This is a genomic window from Tepidamorphus gemmatus (assembly GCF_004346195.1).
Taxonomy (GTDB): Bacteria; Pseudomonadota; Alphaproteobacteria; order Rhizobiales; family Tepidamorphaceae; genus Tepidamorphus; species Tepidamorphus gemmatus.
Genome location: NZ_SMAK01000007.1, coordinates 206,986 through 224,064, shown reverse-complemented (window position 1 = coordinate 224,064; position 17,079 = coordinate 206,986). Strand labels below are relative to the sequence as shown.

Sequence of the window (17,079 nt, the reverse complement as noted above, 5' to 3'; positions counted from 1 at the left end):
CGTTCTTAGGCAAAGGCGCCCGCCGCCACAAGCCGGCCGCTCGGACCGCGCAAGTCGATTGCCGCAAGCCCTCTGGCAGCGTAGGGTCGGGCGCGTCCAGTCAGATAAGACGGTCAGCTCCCGCCGTCCCCCCCGTTGCCGGTCATCCGCATGATCAGCCCGAAGCCGAAGATCCTGATCTACAGCCACGACTCCTTCGGCCTCGGCCATCTGCGCCGTTGCCGGGCGATCGCGCATTCGCTGGTCGACACCTCGCCCGGCCTGTCCGTCCTCATCCTGTCGGGCTCGCCGATCATCGGTTCGTTCGAGTTTCGCTCGCGCGTCGATTTCGTGCGGGTGCCGGGCGTCACCAAACTCCGCAACGGCGCCTACACCTCGCTCAGTCTGCCGATCGACATCGAGCAGACGCTCGCCATCCGCGCCTCGATCATCGAGCACACCGCCGAGATCTTCGAACCGGACATCTTCATCGTCGACAAGGAGCCGCTCGGACTGCGCGGCGAGGTGCGCGCCACGCTCGAACAGCTCAAGCGCCGTGGCGTCCACCTGGTGCTGGGCCTGCGCGACGTCATGGACGACCCGGACGTGCTGCGCGAGGAATGGGAGCGCAAGCGGGCCCATCCGGCGCTGGCCGAGCTCTACGACGATATCTGGGTGTTCGGGCTCAGGGGCGTGTTCGATCCCCTGGAAGGGGTCGGCGTCGACCCGTCCGTCTACGACAAGACCATCTTCACCGGTTACCTGCGCAGTCCGCGGCCGCGCACCTCGCACACCCCAGATACGCTGCCGTTCGGTGAGGACCCGTTCCTGCTGGTCACACCCGGAGGTGGCGGCGACGGGGTGGAACTTGTCGACTGGGTGATCCGCGCCTACGAAGCCCGCACCCGGCCGCTGTTTCCCGCACTGATCGTGCTCGGGCCGTTCATGGATCCGCTGGCACAGGCGAATTTCGTCGAACGGGCCGAACAGGTGCGCGACCTCGAGGTCAAGCGGTTCACCGCCAACATGGAGCCTCTGATCGAGGCAGCGACGGCGGTGGTCGGCATGGGCGGCTACAATACCTTCTGCGAGATCCTGTCCTTCGACAAGCCGGCGCTGCTTGTGCCGCGCGTGGTGCCCCGCCAGGAGCAGATGATCCGTGCGACCAAGGCCGCGGAGGCGGGCCTGCTCCGCATCCTGCCCATCGACCATTATCCCGATGTCGATCTGATGGTCGAGGCGCTGGCGCGGCTGCCGCAGCAGTCGCCGCCTTCGGCGCGCGGCATTTCGCGCCTGCTCGACGGGCTCGAGGTGATCAACGACCGCGTGACGACGATCCTCGGGCGCACGGCCGGGGCCAGGCGGTCGATCCAGCTCGGTGTGTCCTGAGAGCCGCGCCGATGGCTCGCGTGGCGATTCTCGTCAAAGGCTATCCGCGGCTGTCCGAGACCTTCATTGCCCAGGAGATCCTGGGGCTGGAGGCTCGTGGACTAGACATCCTGATCGTATCGCTGCGCAGGCCGACGGATCCGGCCGTCCATGACCTGCATCGCGCCATACGCGCCGAGGTGCTGTACCTGCCAGAATATCTGAAGGATGAGCCTGCCAGGGTTCGCGCCGGCCGACGCCACAGCGAGAGCCTGCCGGGCCATGCCGCCGCCGCCGCCGCGTTCCGCGCCGATCTCGAGCTCGACCGAACGGTCAACCGCTGGCGCCGCTGGGGGCAGGCGCAGGTACTAGCGCGCGAACTGCCCGCCGATGTGGGGTGGCTGCACGTCCACTACCTGCACACGCCGGCCTCGGTTGCCCGCTACGCTGCCGCGCTGACCGGCCTCGGCTGGTCGTTCTCGGCCCATGCCAAGGACATCTGGACGACACCGGTCTGGGAACTCGAACGCAAGCTCGCCGACGCACGCTGGGGGGTCACCTGTACGGCGGCGAACCGCGCCTATCTCGCCGGCCTCGCCGCCCGGCCCGACAGCATCGGGCTCGTATACCACGGGCTCGACTTCACCCGTTTCCCGGCACCGGCCATCCCCGGCGACAATGACGGCTCGCCCGGCCGGCCGGTGCGACTTCTCGCAGTCGGGCGGGCGGTCGAGAAGAAGGGCTTCGACGACCTTCTGCGCGCCCTGGCACGCGTCGGGGACGCGGTCGACTGGCGGCTCACCCATATCGGCGGTGGCGCGCTCATCGGCAGGCTGCGCGACCAGGCCGAGCGTCTCGGCATCGCTGACCGCGTCTGCTTCCGTGGTGCGCTCGCCCATGACGCGGTGATCGAGGCCTTTCGCGCCGCCGACCTGTTCGTGCTGCCGAGCCGGATCGCGAAGTCCGGCGACCGCGACGGCCTTCCGAACGTGCTGATGGAGGCGCAGATTCTCGGCGTTGCCGCGATCGCGACGCCGGTTTCCGCCATTCCGGAGCTGATCGAGGACGGCCGCACCGGCCTGCTGGTGCCACCGCGCGACCCGACTGCGCTCGCGAGTGCGATCATCGCCCTTGCGCGCAATCCGGCCGCCCGGCAGCGCCTCGCCGCCGCCGGCCGTGCGCGGACCCTCGAGCACTTCGCCGCCGCGCCCGGTCTCGACCGCATCGCGCAGATGCTGCGGGAGTCGCTCCGTCGCAAGGCGGCCTGAGATCCTGGCATGCGCATCGCCTTCCACGCCCCGATGAAGCCGCCAGACGATCCGGTGATTTCCGGCGACCGCGAGACGGCGCGGCTGATCCTCAAGGCACTGACCGCAGAGGGCCACGCGGTCGAGATCGCATCGCGGCTGAGAACATGGCTCCCCCGCCCCGATCCGCAGGCCTTCGAGGAGGTGCGTGCAGCGGCTGCGGCCGAGACCAGCAGGCTGATGGAGCGCTGGCGCAACGGGCCGGCGCCGGATCTCTGGCTGACCTATCATCTCTACCACAAGGCCCCCGATCTGATCGGACCGGTGATCGCCCGCGCGCTTGGCATCCCCTATCTGGTGATCGAGGGCTGTCGGGCCGCCAAGCAGGCCGCAGGCCCCTGGGCGGCAGGCTTCGCCGCCGCCGACCGGGCGCTCGCAGCTGCCGACGTGGTTGCGGCCCTGCATGCCGAGGATGCCGAGGGTCTCGCCGGCTTCCTGCCATCGGGACGCCTGCATCGCCTCGCCCCGTTCATCGACGCCGCGCGCTTCGCGGCCGCTGCTGCCCGGCCACGCACGGCAGCGGTCCCGGTGCTAGTGGTGGTCGCCATGATGCGGGCCGGCGACAAGGAACGCTCCTATCGGCTGCTCGCTGCTGCGCTCGGCAAGCTTGCCGGCCGCGCCTGGCGTCTGCTCGTCGCCGGCGACGGTCCGTGCCGGGAGGAAATCCTCGGCCTGTTCCCGGCGGCGCGGGTGGACTGGCGCGGCGTCGTCGAACCGGACGCGATCGCATCGGTCTATGGCGAGGGCGACGTGCTGGCCTGGCCGGCGGTGAACGAAGCCTTCGGCGTCGCTCTCCTGGAAGCTCAGGCGGCGGGTCTGCCGGTCGTCGCCGGTGCGTCGGGCGGCGTCCCCGACATCGTGCTGGACGGACGCACCGGGTTGCTTGTCCCCGAGGGGGATACCGACGCCTTCGCCGGCGCGCTCGCCCGCTATCTCGACGATCCAGACCTGCGCCGCCGCCATGGCGCGGCGGCCGTGGCGCATGTCGCATCCGGGCATGACCTCGCGGCGGGCAGGCGGGCACTCGCGGCATTGATCGACGCGGCGGCCTCGGTTCATCGTGGCCGCAAGGCGGAGACAGTCCCATGAAGGCGCTGATCCACGTCCAGCACCTGCTCGGCACCGGCCACGCCGTGCGCGCCGCCGCGCTCGGCCGCGCGCTCGCCGCGCTGGGGGTCGAGACCACCGTCGTGTCGGGCAACCGCATGCCACCGACCGTCGATCTCGGCGGCGCCGAACTGATCGAGCTGCCGGCCGCCCGTGCCGCCGACGAGACCTTCTCCGGGATCGTCGACGAGGCCGGCCGGCCGATCGACGCGGCCTGGAGGGCACGCCGCCGCGAGCGTCTGCTCGGCCTGTTCGACACGATCGCGCCGGACATCCTGGTGACCGAGACCTGGCCGTTCGGACGCGGCGCTTTCGGCTTCGAGATGGAACCCCTGATGCAGGCCAGCCGCCTGCTGTTGCCCCGCCCCCTGGTGGCCGCCTCTGTCCGCGACATCCTGGTGCGCAAGCGCGATCCGGTGAAGGAGGCGCGCATGGCCGAACGTGCCAGGGACCATTGCGACCTGGTTCTGGTGCACGGCGATCCCTCGTTCATCCGCTTCGAGGACAGCTTCCCGCCGGCCGTCATGATCGCCGATCTGATCCGCTACACCGGCTACATCGACACCGGCGCCGATACGCCCGACCCGCCGCCCGGCGACGGCGCCGACGAGGTCATCGTCTCCTGCGGCGGCGGCGCGGTCGGCGTGCGGTTGCTGGAGACGGCGATCGCCGCACGGCACATGTGCACTACCTGCGATACCGCACGCTGGCGGCTGCTGGTCGGCACCGATCTCGACGACCTCGTACTGCTTGGCCTGCGCGACCGGGCATGCGAGGGCATTGTCGTCGAGCGGGCGCGCCGGGATTTCCCCGGATTGCTGAAGCGCGCGCGCCTGTCGATCAGCCAGTGCGGATACAACACGGCGGTCGATGTGCTGGCGGCCGGCTGCCGCGCGCTGTTCGTGCCGTTCGCGCGCGGTGACGAGACGGAGCAGACCCAGCGGGCCGAAGCACTCGCCGCACGCGGCCTGTGCGCCGTGCTGCCGGAAGCGGCCCTGACGCCGCAGACCCTGGCGGCGGCGGTGGACAGGGCGATGGCGTTACCGCAGTCATTCCTGCCGCTCGACCGCAACGGTGCCGCCGCCTCGGCGAGCCTGCTCGTCGAGACGCTGCAACGCATCCGTGCGGGCGTCGAATGAGCTCGGCGGACGACCTCGCGCGGACGCTGCGCGATCTTCTCGACGGCGTTGCGCGACGCGGAAGCAGGATCGCGTTCTGGTGGCGCGATGACGATGCCGTGGCGCCGTCCGCCGCGCTCGACGATCTGCTCGCCGCTGCCGCCCGCCACGGCGTGCCCCTGGCGCTGGCGGTGATCCCGGAACCGGCGGGGGCCGCTCTCGCCGACCGCCTCGCCGGCGAGCCCCGCCGTGTCGTCGTGCTGCAGCACGGCTTTGCCCACCGCAATCACGCGCCGGCCGGCGCGAAGGCGGCCGAACTCGGCGCCGACCGCCCGGCCGATATCGTGCTGGCGGAGCTCGTCGCCGGTCGCCACCGACTTGCCGGGCTGTTCGGCGGGCGGTTCCTGCCGGTGCTGACGCCGCCCTGGAACCGTGTTTGCGACGTGGTGGCGAGGCGCCGCGCGGAGGCCGGGCTACCTGGCCTCACCACCTTTGCCCGGATGCATGCGGGCGATCCGCATTGTCTGAACACCCATCTGGACATCGTCGACTGGAAGCGCGGACGCGTCTTCGCCGGACAGGCGAAGATGCTGAAGGTGCTTCAGGAGGAGATCGACCGCCGGCTCGCCGGTGACCCGGCGCCGATCGGCCTGCTTACCCATCACCTGGTCCACGACCAGGGCTGCCGGGACTTCCTCGAGGCGTTCCTGTCCGTCGCAGCTACCCATCCGGCGGTCGACTGGCCGCCGGTCGGAGCGCTGTTCGAGATCTGAGGCTGCGGCGGCCGTCTCACCGTGCCCCGGCGATCCGCGCCTCGATCATTGCCCGGGTTTCGTCCGGGAGGGGTTCGGCCCTGCGCGTCGTGAGATTCATGGTCAGCGCAGTGAGCTGTATCACGGCGGCCACCTTGCCGGTGTCGCTGGCCACGAAGCGGTTCTCGAAGCTGACCGTCGAGCGTGCGACCGCAAGCGGCCGGCTCGTGACGTGCATCAGGTCGCCATGGCGCAGATCGCCGAGGCGGGTGAGCTTCATCTCGACCGCGACACGGCCGCGGCCGTGGCGGTCGAGCCATCGCCTGTCGATCCCGACGAGATCCCAGAAATGAGCCGCCGCGTCCGAATTGCGGCCGACGAACGGCCAGTCCTCGATGACGCCATCCGGCCCGCAGTCGCCGGCCCGCACCCGGCTGCGCAGCGTCACCTGCCCTGCGGCGGTGTCCTTGTCGAGGACCGCCGGTCCGGGCGCCAGGCTGCGCGGCAGGGCGCTGTCCGGCATCGCTGCCTCGTGCCGCACCAGTGCGGCGCGAAGCGCCTCGCCGAACCCATCGCAATCCTCGAGGCAGGTCGCCGCCAGCGTCCCGCATCCGGTCGCATACATCATGTGGACGACGCCGGGGCGGCCCGATCCCGCATCGGTGGCGAACAGTGACTCGATGCGGATCGAATCATTCGCACGCAGTTCGCGATGATAGCGTACATGCCGGACGGTCGGTCGCCGGCGCGCGCCGGCCGGTACGCCGCACAGCGACTGGAAGTGCGCCGAGGCATCCTCGAAGAAACGGAAATAGAACTGGACGTTGAGATGGTCGTTCTCGTCGCAGTCCCATGTGTTGACATAGCCGCGCAGGCTCTCGACCGGGGCCATCAGGTCAGACGTCCTTTAGGAAGCTGTCGATGCGTTCGAGGCACGCTTCGGCCAATGCCCCCGGGAAGGCGATGAACACGTGCGCACCGCCGGGATAGACGCCGAGCTCGATATCGTTTCCGGCCGCAGCCCAGCGCGAGGCCATGAACAGCGTATCGTCGAGCAGCGGATCGCGGGTCCCAACCGTCAGCAGAGCCGGGGGAAGTCCCGATAGATCGGCGAACAGCGGCGACAGGTCGGGATCATCGAGGCGATGTCCGGCCGCGAACAGGCCGACATAGGTCCTCAGATCGAGCGTGTTGATCACCAGACGCTGCGCGCCCCAGCGCGCCGCACTCGGCGTCAGGCGCAGGTCGTAGCAGCCGGCGATCAGGTTGGCGGCGCGGAAGGGCCGCAGTCCATGCCTGTCGCGCAGCCGCAGCAGGGTGACGACGGACAGATGCGCGCCCGCCGATTCGCCGCCGATCATCAGCCTGTCGGTGCCGAAGCGCGTCCGTGATTCGCGTGTCAGCCAGAGCGCAGCCGCCTCGCAGTCGTCGGGGCCCTGCGGATAGGGATGTTCGGGGGCCAGCCGGTAGTCGACGCTGACCACCGCCAGCCCGCACCGGTCGGCGATGCGCTCGAGGCGCGGGTCCTGTTCGTCGGCGCCGCCATAGACCCAGCCGCCACCGTGAATATGCAGATAGACGCCCTGCGGCTGTGCCGGCGCGATGATCCTGAGCGGGACGGGGCCGTGCGGCCCCTCGATCTCGATCGTCTGCGCGCGGGGCGAACGGCTCGCGATCGGGAACACCCACAATCCCTTGCGCCGCCGCTCGCGCATCTCGGCCGGCGTGAATGACCACGGGTCGGGCGCCTCGGCGAGGCGGCGGACGATTGCCTCGTTGATCGCCCTGGTTTCCGCCGAGATCGAGGCCTCGGAGAAAACGTCTGGCGGCGGGAAGTCGATCGGTGGCATGGGGTGATTCCGGACGTCGGGCGGGGTATTGCCCGGACATCTGACAGGACATCGGCGGCGGCGTCCAGAGCCGGGCCGGAAAGGGAGCCATGACGATACGGCAGCACTTCGAGACACTCATCCTGCGCACCGCCGGCCCGGGATTCACCGACCTTACCGCTGCCGTGGCGCGCTGCCTCGCCGCGCTCGGCGCCGGCGATGGCCTGCTGACGCTGTTCGTGCGCCATACCTCCGCCTCCCTGACGATCCAGGAGAACGCCGATCCGGCGGTGCTGGCCGATCTTGCCGCCGCCCTCGACCGGCTTGCACCACGCAGCGCCAGCTACCGTCATGCCTCGGAGGGTCCCGACGACATGCCAGCCCATGTCCGCACGATGCTGACCGCAACCTCGCTGTCGATTCCGGTCCGCCAAGGCCGCATGCTGCTCGGAACCTGGCAGGCTGTATATCTCGTCGAACATCGCGACCGGCCTCGCGAACGCGAGGTCGTGGTTCACTTCGTCGGCGAAATGGCTCGCTGCGGTTAGATGATCAGCCGACGGGGGCAGGCCCGCCCGCCAATGACAGGATCAGGGCGAGGGTCCACAGCACGATCGAGACCCCGGCGGCATACTGGGCGAACCACAGATAGGCATCCCGCAGCACCGTCGAACCGACCCACTGCGCATATTCGCGCGCCGGCCGATCGCCGTCTTCCAGCATCAGCCACATCTCGGTACGGCGGATGTTCTGGGTCAGCGCGAGGCGCGCCCTGATGAGCAGCAGGATGGTCATCATCGTCGTGAAGATGCCGCCGACTCGCGTCGCCATCAGCGGATCGTAGCTGAGTCCGATCATCACGCAGAGAATGGCAAAGCCGGCAAAGCCGCAGGCTCTGCCGATCGAGAGAAAGGCGAGACGTCGCAACTGGTCCAAGGCGATCCTCGCGGGGCGGATCGATCGCTGCGCCACGATAGTGTCCGGGAAGTATCGGACGATGGCGGCGGGAATGACAAGCGCGGCGGCTACACAACGTCGCGACCGGGGAGATTGCTGCCGATGGGACGGCGCGATCAGAACCCGCCGACGCCGAAGAAGGTGGTGACCGCCGGCAGCGCCAGGACGGCCGTTCCCGCCAGCCAGATCCAGAGCGACATGGGCGTCGAGTCCTTCGCGCCGGTGAGCCGCTCGTAGAGCGCAGCCGGAATGCCGGCGAGCATGATGGTGAATGTCGCGCCGAGCAGGTAGGCGAGGAACACGACCACCGCCGGGCTGGAGATCAGCAGACCCGGCGAGAGGATGACCACGACCGCGGTCATCTGCTTGAGCAGGATCGGCGAGAACATGCCGCTCAGCAGCCCGAAGCCGAGGATGCCGATCAGATAGCCCTGGTTGCTCATCCCGAATGCCTCAGGCCTGCGCCGCCCCGACGACCGCCACGACCAGCACGATCCTGAGGAACAGCATCCAGATCGCCGCGAAGATCAGCAGGATCAGCGGGGGTACCGCGGCCGGCGTGATCACCCGCACCACGGCGAGCACCGGATCGGTCAGCCGCACGAAGGCGCGGAAGATGTAGTTCGGCGAGTCGGGGGCGAACAGGAACGACAGGACGAACCGCGCCAGCAGCGTGTACATCAGCGCCGCCAGCACGTAGTTCGGAATCTGCACGACCCAGGACAATTGCGGTTCCATGGCGCGGGACTGTAAGCAAAACCCTGTTGTTGGGAAACCGGGTTTGCGCGGGATCGGCGTGCCGACGATCCTCCGGCACTGATCCGGCGATCGGCTTCGGTGATCGGGGGCGGCGATCGGGTCGATGCTGAGGATGGCGATCGTGCGAGGCTGCGGCCCCCATGGAAAGGGCGGGGCCGATGAGCCCCGCCCCCGCGGTTGTCGCAATCGCCTGGATCAGGCGGCCTTGGGCTTCAGGTCGCCGCCTTCCATCAGCGTGCCGCCCCGTGGCTTGCGCAGTTCGTCGACCAGTTCCTGCACTTCCCTCGATGGCGCCGGGGTGAAGTGGCTCACCACGATCATCACGATGAAGCCGACCGGCAGACCGAACAGGGCGGCCGAGATGTTGCGGATGCCGAACCATTCCGCCATTCCGCCATACCGGGTCATCACCAGGTAGTAGAGCGTGATGCCGAAGCCGGCGATGATGCCCGCGATCGCGCCGGCCGTCGTGCAGCGCTTCCACCACACACCGAGAACCAGCGCCGGGAAGTTGCCCGCCGCGGCCAGCGAGAACGCCCAGGCGACCATCGACAGGATGTCGGCAGGCTTGGTCGAGGCGAGCCATGCCGCGGCCACCGCAACCAGCACGAGGAGGACGCGGGCGACGATCAGCCGGCGCTGCGTCGAGGCATGCGGATCGACCATCTTGTAGTAGATGTCGTGGCTGAGCGCATTGGCGATGGCGAGCAGCAGTCCGTCTGCCGTCGACAGCGCGGCGGCAAGGCCGCCCGCTGCCACGAGGCCGGCGATCACATAGGGCAGACCGGCGATCTCCGGCGTCGAGATGACGATGACGTCGGTATTGATCGACAGTTCGCCGAGCGCCAGAACGCCGTCGCCGGTGCCCTTGGCCGTGCACGCCGCGCGGATCGCGTCGACGGTCGCGGCATCGGCCCCGCAGATCTTCACCAGGCCGAGCTGCCCGTACTGGAACACCCAGCCCGGCAGGTCGGCAATCGCCGTGCCGATGACGTTCTGGTAGACTTCAAGCTTGGCGAAGGCCGCATAGGCCGGCGCCGTGAAGTACAGCAGGAAGATGAACAGCAGCGACCACCCGACCGACTTGCGCGCATCACGCACGCTCGGCGTGGTGAAGTAGCGCATCAGGATGTGCGGCAGCGAGGCCGTGCCGACCATCAGGCACAGGATCAGCCCGAAGTAGTTGAGCGGATTGTAGGTGGTGAAGGGCTGCAGATAGGGCTTGAGATCGGCCGGAGCCAGGCCCTGGGACTGCAGTTCGCGCTCGAGCTGGGTGATTTCCTGCAGCGCCTGACCGTACATGAGCTGCGGCAGCGGCACGCCGTAGCGCTGCGCCGAGAGGATCACGACCGGCACCAGATAGGCGATGATCAGCACGATGTACTGGGCAACCTGCGTCCAGGTGACCGCCCGCATGCCGCCGAGCATCGAGCACAGCAGGATGCCGAGCAGACCGACGAACACCGCGATCTCGAACGGCATGCCGAGGAATCGCGAGGCGATGATGCCGGTCGCGTAGATCTGCGCGGTCACGTAGGTGAACGAGCAGGCGAACAGCACGAGGATGCCAAGGAAGCGGGCGAAGTGGCCGCCGAAGCGCGCCGCCAGGAAATCGGGCACCGTGTAGGCGCCGAACTTGCGCAGATAGGGCGCGACGAGCACCGCGACCAGCACGTAGCCGCCGGTCCAGCCCAGCACGAAGGCGAGGCCGTCATAGCCCAGCATGTAGAGCGTGCCGGCCATGCCGACGAAGGAGGCGCCGGACATCCAGTCGGCCGCGGTCGCCATGCCGTTGTAGAAGGCGGGCACCCGCCGGCCGGCGACATAGTACTCGCTGACCTGCATCGTGCGCGACAGGACGCCGATGCCGGCATAGACGAGCAGCGTGAAGAACACGAACAGGTAGCCGATCACCTGATTGGGGACACCCACCTGCTCGAGGATCGCGAGGAGGATGACGAAGGCGGCGAAGCCACCCGTGTAGATCCCGTAGATCTTGCCCAGATTGTTGACGAAATCCATTCCGCCCGAGGATTGCGTTGCCATGTTCCGCTCTCCCCTCAGTAATCGTCTTCGGCGACGCCGAATTCGCGGTCGATCGAATCCTGCCTGCTGGCGAACCAGAAGATCAGGACAACGAACACGATCAGCGATCCCTGGGCGGCCATGTAGTAGCCGAGCGGGAAGCCGAAGATCACGATCGAGTTGAGTGGGTTCACGAAGGCATGGACGAGGAAGCCCGCCAGGAACCAGATCACCAGGCTGGTGATCATCAGTCCCTTGGTCTTCGCCCACCAGGCTTCGTCATTGCCGTTAGCCATGGGTAGTGTCCTCCCGGTAACGGGCCGGACGCCGGATTCGATAGCCGCAACCGGCGGGGCCCCCTGTGCAACGCGCACCGATGAACGTCGTCGCCGTCCCCCGGCGCCAAGACGCGGCGCAAGCCTGCCACTCCGCCACGCTGCCGGCAGGTTACCATTCCGTAACTCTCGTCTACATTCGACTTTCGGCTACGCCGGACCTTCTGGTGTGCGCCGCAATGAGACTTGCTGCATCGCAGTATATCCGCGCGATCACACCCTCGTCCGGCAATGGTTGCGAAATCGGCGCCGGCACGAAACACTTGCCGGCGGGCAGGGAGACAACGGGGAGTGCCGGATGGATCAGATCGGGACATATCGCATCCTGATCGCGGATGACCATCCGCTGTTCAGGGACGCGCTGAAGCAGGCGCTGTCCGGCAGCCTGTCCTCGGTCGAGATTGTCGAGGCCGGAACGCTGGACGAGATGACCGCCAGGCTCGAGCGCGATGCCGAGATCGACCTGGTGCTGCTCGATCTGGCGATGCCGGGCGTGCGCGGGTTCTCCGGCCTGCTGTTCCTGCGCGGGCAGTATCCCAGTGTCCCCGTGGTGGTTGTCTCGGCACATGAGGAGGGAGAGGTCATCCGTCGCTGCCTGGAATTCGGCGCCTCCGGGTTCATTCCGAAGTCGATCGACGTGGACTCGATCCGCCGCGCGGTGGCCGAGGTCCTTGGTGGCGGCGTTTGGACCCCGCCGGAATTCGATCCGGAGGCGGGCGAAGGGGGCGGATCGGACATGACCGATAGGCTGGCTACCCTCACCCCGCAGCAGGTGCGCGTGCTGATGATGCTGAGCGAGGGTCTGCTCAACAAGCAGATCGCCTTCCAGCTCGGCGTCTCCGAGGCGACGGTGAAGGCGCATGTCTCGGCGATCCTGCAGAAGCTCGGCGTCGACAGCCGCACCCAGGCGGTGATTGTCGCCAGCCGCATCGAGGCGGGGCAATGGCCGGGGGCGGAATGATCGCGCCCGGGACTACTCAGCCGCTTCCCTGCGCACCGGGATCTGGGCGAGCACGGCGCGCAGCGCGGCCGCCTTCAGCGGCTTGTAGAGCACCGCGATGTCCTTCGAACGGGCTTCGTCCCGGATCGGTGGCGAGCGGTCGGCGGTGATCAGGATCGCCGGCAGCCGGTTGCCGAGCTTCCATCTGAGGTCGGTGATTGCCTCGATCCCGTTGCCGTGGTCGAGGTGATAGTCGACCAGCAGCACGTCGGGCAGGAGCTTCTCGCGCTTCAGGGTGCGTCGGGCAGCCTTCACCGAGGGCGCTGTCAGCACCCGGCAGCCCCAGCCACTCAGCAGCGCCGCCATGCCGTCGAGGATCTGCGGCTCGTTGTCGATGCACAGCACGACGAGGCCCTCGACGCGCGCGCCGGAGCGCCGCGCCGGCGGCATTCTGACCGGCGGCGAGACGGCGGCGGTGACCGGGATCTCGACCGAGAATACCGAGCCGCGGCCCGGCACCGACATCACCTCGACCGGATGGTCGAGGACCCGGCCGATGCGCTCGACGATGGACAGGCCGAGCCCGAGCCCGCGCGCGCGCCGGGCGCCGTCCTCGAGGCGCTGGAATTCCTGGAAGATGATCTTCTGCTTGGCGGGCGGAATGCCCGGGCCGGTGTCGTGAACCTCGATCCGAAGGCGCCCCGGGCGCCGCCGGCAACCGACCAGCACCCGGCCGCTGATGGTGTATTTCAGTGCGTTCGACAACAGGTTCTGCAGGAGCCGCCGCAGGAGCCGCCGGTCCGTGCGCACGGTCAGCGAGCAGCGCATCACGGTCAGCTCGAGGCCGTGATCCTTGGCGATCGGCGCGAACTCGACCTCGAGCTGGTCGAGCAGCTCGCAGATGCCGAAGCTTGACAGTTCCGGCTTCAGCGCTCCGGTGTCGAGACGCGAGATGTCTAGGATCGCCGACAGGATGTCCTCGACCGCGTCGAGCGAGGCGTCGATGTTCTCCGCGATCTTGCGATCTTCCGGCTTCAGCCGCCGCTCCCTGAGGCTCGCCGCGTAGAGTCTGGCGGCGTTCAGCGGCTGCAGGATGTCGTGGCTTGCCGCCGCCAGGAATCGGGTCTTGCCGATATTGGCCTCCTCGGCCGTGGCACTCGCCCTTTCGAGTTCGCGGTTCAGCCGCTCCAGTTCGTCGGTGCGCTCCCGCACTCGCCGCTCGAGCGTCTCGTTGGCGCGCTCCAGCGCCTCTGCGGTTCGCACGCGTTCGGTGATGTCCGTGAAGGTCATCACCAGGCCGCCATTCGGCATCACCGTGCTGCGCACTTCGAGCACGGTACCGGACGGAAGCAGCCGTTCGTGATAGGTCTCCAGGCGCAGCACCATCCGCCGCAGCCGCTCCTCGACGAGCTGACCCGCATTGCCCGGACCGAAATCGCCGCGGTTGGCGAGCAAGGCAAGCAGCTCCGTCAGCGGCACACCGACCCGACCGAATTCGGGCGGCAGGTCGAGCAGCTCGCGGAAGCGCCGGTTCCAGGTGGTCAGCCGCAGGTCGGCGTCGAGCACGACGATGCCCTGCCCCACATGGTCGAGCGCCGTCTGCAGCAGGTCGCGATTGTAGACGATCGCCTCGGAGGCGTCGTCGAGCAGCTTCAGCGCCTGCTTGGAGCTGACATCCCGCCGCCTGAGCAGCAGTGCCAGCACCAGGCGCGATGACGGTGCGCCGATCGCGCTGGCGAGCAGATGCTCGGCGTAGCGCAGACTGTGCATGTCAATCTCGCCGCGCGGATCGAGCGTCAGGCCGCGTTCGGCCGCGAAATTGGCGAAGGAGCGCTGTGTGCGGTCCTCTCCGAGATAGCGCGACACCGTGTCCATCAGCTCGCCGAGCGAAACGGAACTCTTCCAGAGCCGTCGCGCCGGCGTGATCGGCGTCAGGTCCGTCTGCACGAAGACATTGGCCTGCAGGCGCTCGATCGGTTCCGGCCGGCGCATCAGCGAGACTAGGATGAAGGCCGCGATGTTGACCGACAGGCTCCAGAAGACGCCATGCGCAAGCGGCGCGAATTCGAGATGGAAGAGATGTTCCGGGCGCAGGAATCCGATCCCCCAGGGACCATGCTCGATCAGACTCTCGGGCACGATGCGGGACTTGGCGAAGGCCGGCAGCAGCAGCGTGTAGATCCAGACCCCGAAACCGGCGAGAATGCCGGCGATCGCGCCGCGCGCGGTCGCGCGCCGCCAGATCATGCCGCCGAAGAAGGCCGGCGCCAGCTGGGCGATCGCGGCGAAGGACAGCAGTCCGATCGAGGCGAGTGCCGCCGTGTTGCCGGCGGTCCGGTAGTAGGCGTAGGCCAGCAGCAGGATCACCACGATGGCGACCCGCCGCACCAGCAGCAGCCGGCGCCCGACATCGGGCCGCTGCATCTCGGCGCTGCCGTGGCGCAGCATCGCCGGGACGACGATGTCGTTACAGACCATGATCGACAGCGCCACCGCCTCGACGATAACCATGGCCGTTGCCGCCGACAGGCCGCCGATGAAGGCGAGCAGCGTCACCCAGTTCGAACCTGCCGCCATCGGCAAGGCCAGCACGAACATGTCTGCATCGACGAGATCGTCGCCGAACGTCACCAGGCCCGCGATGGCGATCGGCACCACGAACAGGTTGATGAGGACGAGATAGAGCGGAAACAGCCATGCCGCGCGGCGGATCTCGCTTTCGCTGTGGTTCTCGACGACCGTGACGTGGAACTGCCGCGGCAGCAGGATGATCGCCATCAGGCTGAGCCCGGTGATCGTCACCCAGGTGCCGCCATGCATTTCCTGGCTGAACCGCGGCATGACGTCGCCCGCCGCCGCGGCCCTGGCGAGCAGTTCGGAGGGACCGTCGAACATCACGAAGGTGACGAAGACGCCGACGACGAGGAAGGCACAGAGCTTGACGATGGATTCGGTGGCGATCGCGAGCATCATGCCGTCCTGGTGCTCGGTGGCGTCGATATGGCGGGTGCCGAACAGGATGGCAAAGGCGGCAAGCGCGAGCGCCACGAACAGCGCCGAATCCGTCAGGATCGGCGCGTTGGTGAAGGTGCCGTCGTACTGCAGATAGCCGACCATTGTCGCAACCGAGGTCGAGATCGCCTTCAGCTGCAGTGCGATGTAGGGAAGCGTGCCGATCACCGCGATCAGCGTCACCACGGCGCCGACCTGCTGGCTCTTGCCGTAGCGCGAGGCGATGAAATCGGCGATCGAGGTGATGTTCTGGTCCTTCGCCAGCCGTACGATCCTGAGCACGATCGGGAAGCCCAGCCCGATCATCAGGCCGGCGCCGATATAGACCGGCAGGAAGTCGTAGCCGGTCCGCGCCGAGAGTCCGACCGAGCCGAAGAACGTCCAGGAGGTGCAGTAGACGCTGAGCGACATGGCGTAGATCAGCGGCCGGGCCGCACGCCATCTCCCGCCCATGGCAAGCCGGTCGCCGTAGCTTGCCACGGCGAACAGGAAGGCGATGTAGAGTACGCCGGTGGCGACAACCAGCCAGCCCTGCACGTTCCCCTCCCGCGGGGCGCCTCGGCGCCGCGACCTGGCCCGCCCGCGACCTGGCCCGCCCGTGACCTGGCCCGCCCGTGACCTGGCAAGGCAGCGGCTTGGTCTGACGGCTTCGGCGCGGCCACTGGCGCGGCGCCCGCGCTTGCGACATTCTACACGCAAAACCGGTGAGGACAGGGAGGTCGAATTGGGGATCCTGAATCTCTTCCGCCGTCCCCCGCCGATCACCGATGTCGGTGGGCTCGAGGACTATCTGGACGCCAACGCTGCCTTCCTCGTGCAGAAATGCGTGTTCGAGTACTCGCGCGCCCGCGCCGGCGTGTTCTGGGAGAAGCTGTTCAAGGAGAAGAGCTTCAGGGATGCCGTCGATATTGCCCGCTGGAACGGCTATCCGATCGCGCTCGCCAACGTCGTCGAAATGGTCGAGGGTGTGCTGAGGCCGCTGGCGGCGGGGCGCGAGGCGCAGCTGCTCGACCGGATGATCGAGATCGGCATCAACGTCATCCACCGCTATCCGGTGCCGCCCGACGAGCCCTCGACGTTCTGGGTCGAACACGAGGAAGTGTTCCGCAGGCGCCTCGCCGAGATCCAGCTTGCGCCGCCGAAGAAGGTGAAGGACATCCCGCTTACCACGGCGCGGGCGATGTTCGACCTGATGCCGATCCACCACACGCTGCGCGGCGAGGATTTCGTCGTGGTGCGCAACCACCTGCGCGCCAATCTGTGCCGCATGTACGAGGAATTCGTCGCCCGGGCCCGGCTCGATCCACTGGTCGAGGACGTGCTTGCGCCGCCGAGGCCGATCCGCCTGCCAGCCGTCGGTGCCGACTGACCGACGAGTGCTGACCGACGTTTCGGCCCCGGTCACCGCACCGCCGGCTCGGCCCTGCCGCTGCCGCAAGGCTGGCGAGCCGGCGCGCAGGCGGCTGGCCGCCGGGGCGAAGCGGATCGGCCCTCGCGGGTCCGCGGCCCGTCGAGGTTGCGGTGGATCAACGGCCGGCGCGTCGAAGCGCTGCATCGTGTCATGGACGCGGGCTGTTGCGAGCGGGAGGAC

Annotated in this window: 16 protein-coding genes; 8 read left to right on the top strand and 8 right to left on the bottom strand. The window is 68.3% G+C overall.

The annotated features are described in order from the left end of the window. The first annotated feature begins 150 nt into the window (after positions 1-150). The 5 genes from EDC22_RS12835 to EDC22_RS12815 are packed head-to-tail and all read left to right on the top strand — an operon-like array spanning position 151 to position 5,652. A complete protein-coding gene (locus EDC22_RS12835) occupies positions 151-1,368 on the top strand; it encodes a glycosyltransferase family protein (protein ID WP_132807061.1) in 1,218 nt (405 codons plus the stop codon). An 11-nt stretch (positions 1,369-1,379) separates the two neighbouring features. After that, positions 1,380-2,615: a glycosyltransferase family 4 protein gene (locus EDC22_RS12830; protein WP_132807060.1), complete on the top strand. Its 1,236-nt coding sequence runs from the start codon at positions 1,380-1,382 to the stop codon at positions 2,613-2,615. A 9-nt stretch (positions 2,616-2,624) separates the two neighbouring features. Beyond that, a complete protein-coding gene (locus EDC22_RS18235; protein ID WP_132807059.1) occupies positions 2,625-3,743 on the top strand; it encodes a glycosyltransferase family 4 protein in 1,119 nt (372 codons plus the stop codon). Next, on the top strand, positions 3,740-4,900 hold the full coding sequence (locus tag EDC22_RS12820; RefSeq protein ID WP_132807058.1) for a glycosyltransferase family protein: 1,161 nt from the start codon (positions 3,740-3,742) through the stop codon (positions 4,898-4,900). The genes EDC22_RS18235 and EDC22_RS12820 overlap by 4 nt, the downstream gene beginning before the upstream one ends. Then, entirely contained in the window at positions 4,897-5,652 is a 756-nt protein-coding gene (locus tag EDC22_RS12815) for a polysaccharide deacetylase family protein (RefSeq protein ID WP_132807057.1), read from the top strand. Before EDC22_RS12820 ends, EDC22_RS12815 begins: the two co-directional genes overlap by 4 nt. A gap of 16 nt (positions 5,653-5,668) precedes the next feature. Here the strand turns inward: EDC22_RS12815 and EDC22_RS12810 are convergent, their stop codons facing one another. Continuing rightward, positions 5,669-6,523: a thioesterase family protein gene (locus tag EDC22_RS12810; protein WP_132807056.1), complete on the bottom strand. Its 855-nt coding sequence runs from the start codon at positions 6,521-6,523 to the stop codon at positions 5,669-5,671. Between the two features lie 4 nt (positions 6,524-6,527). Continuing rightward, positions 6,528-7,481, bottom strand: coding sequence for an alpha/beta hydrolase (locus tag EDC22_RS12805; RefSeq protein WP_132807055.1), 954 nt, complete (start codon positions 7,479-7,481; stop codon positions 6,528-6,530). 89 nt (positions 7,482-7,570) lie between these two features. Between EDC22_RS12805 and EDC22_RS12800 the strand changes: the two genes are divergently transcribed. After that, positions 7,571-8,008 carry a secondary thiamine-phosphate synthase enzyme YjbQ gene (locus tag EDC22_RS12800; protein WP_132807054.1) on the top strand — a complete coding sequence of 146 codons (438 nt, stop codon included), beginning with the start codon at positions 7,571-7,573 and terminating at the stop codon, positions 8,006-8,008. 4 nt (positions 8,009-8,012) lie between these two features. Here the strand turns inward: EDC22_RS12800 and EDC22_RS12795 are convergent, their stop codons facing one another. The 5 genes from EDC22_RS12795 to EDC22_RS12775 all read right to left on the bottom strand — a co-directional run bounded on the left by EDC22_RS12795 (position 8,013) and on the right by EDC22_RS12775 (position 11,497). Continuing rightward, positions 8,013-8,396, bottom strand: coding sequence for a hypothetical protein (locus tag EDC22_RS12795; RefSeq protein WP_132807053.1), 384 nt, complete (start codon positions 8,394-8,396; stop codon positions 8,013-8,015). A 137-nt stretch (positions 8,397-8,533) separates the two neighbouring features. Continuing rightward, positions 8,534-8,860, bottom strand: coding sequence for a hypothetical protein (locus EDC22_RS12790; RefSeq protein ID WP_132807052.1), 327 nt, complete (start codon positions 8,858-8,860; stop codon positions 8,534-8,536). A 10-nt stretch (positions 8,861-8,870) separates the two neighbouring features. Continuing rightward, positions 8,871-9,143: a YggT family protein gene (locus EDC22_RS12785; RefSeq protein WP_207903772.1), complete on the bottom strand. Its 273-nt coding sequence runs from the start codon at positions 9,141-9,143 to the stop codon at positions 8,871-8,873. Between the two features lie 228 nt (positions 9,144-9,371). Further along, positions 9,372-11,222 (bottom strand): sodium:solute symporter family protein, encoded by a 1,851-nt coding sequence (locus EDC22_RS12780; protein WP_207903771.1) that lies wholly within the window; start codon positions 11,220-11,222, stop codon positions 9,372-9,374. A gap of 14 nt (positions 11,223-11,236) precedes the next feature. Continuing rightward, positions 11,237-11,497 carry a DUF4212 domain-containing protein gene (locus EDC22_RS12775; RefSeq protein ID WP_132807050.1) on the bottom strand — a complete coding sequence of 87 codons (261 nt, stop codon included), beginning with the start codon at positions 11,495-11,497 and terminating at the stop codon, positions 11,237-11,239. Positions 11,498-11,834: 337 nt separating this feature from the next. On the opposite strand from EDC22_RS12775, the gene EDC22_RS12770 reads away from it, so the two are divergent. After that, positions 11,835-12,497: a response regulator transcription factor gene (locus tag EDC22_RS12770; protein WP_132807049.1), complete on the top strand. Its 663-nt coding sequence runs from the start codon at positions 11,835-11,837 to the stop codon at positions 12,495-12,497. A gap of 12 nt (positions 12,498-12,509) precedes the next feature. Here EDC22_RS12770 and EDC22_RS12765 read toward each other — a convergent pair whose 3' ends face one another. Continuing rightward, complete coding sequence (locus EDC22_RS12765; protein WP_245499750.1) at positions 12,510-16,025, bottom strand: hybrid sensor histidine kinase/response regulator; 3,516 nt, start codon at positions 16,023-16,025, stop codon at positions 12,510-12,512. Between the two features lie 187 nt (positions 16,026-16,212). Here EDC22_RS12765 and EDC22_RS12760 point away from each other — a divergent pair, with 187 nt between their 5' ends. Then, positions 16,213-16,857, top strand: coding sequence for a hypothetical protein (locus EDC22_RS12760; protein ID WP_132807048.1), 645 nt, complete (start codon positions 16,213-16,215; stop codon positions 16,855-16,857). Positions 16,858-17,079: the final 222 nt, after the last annotated feature.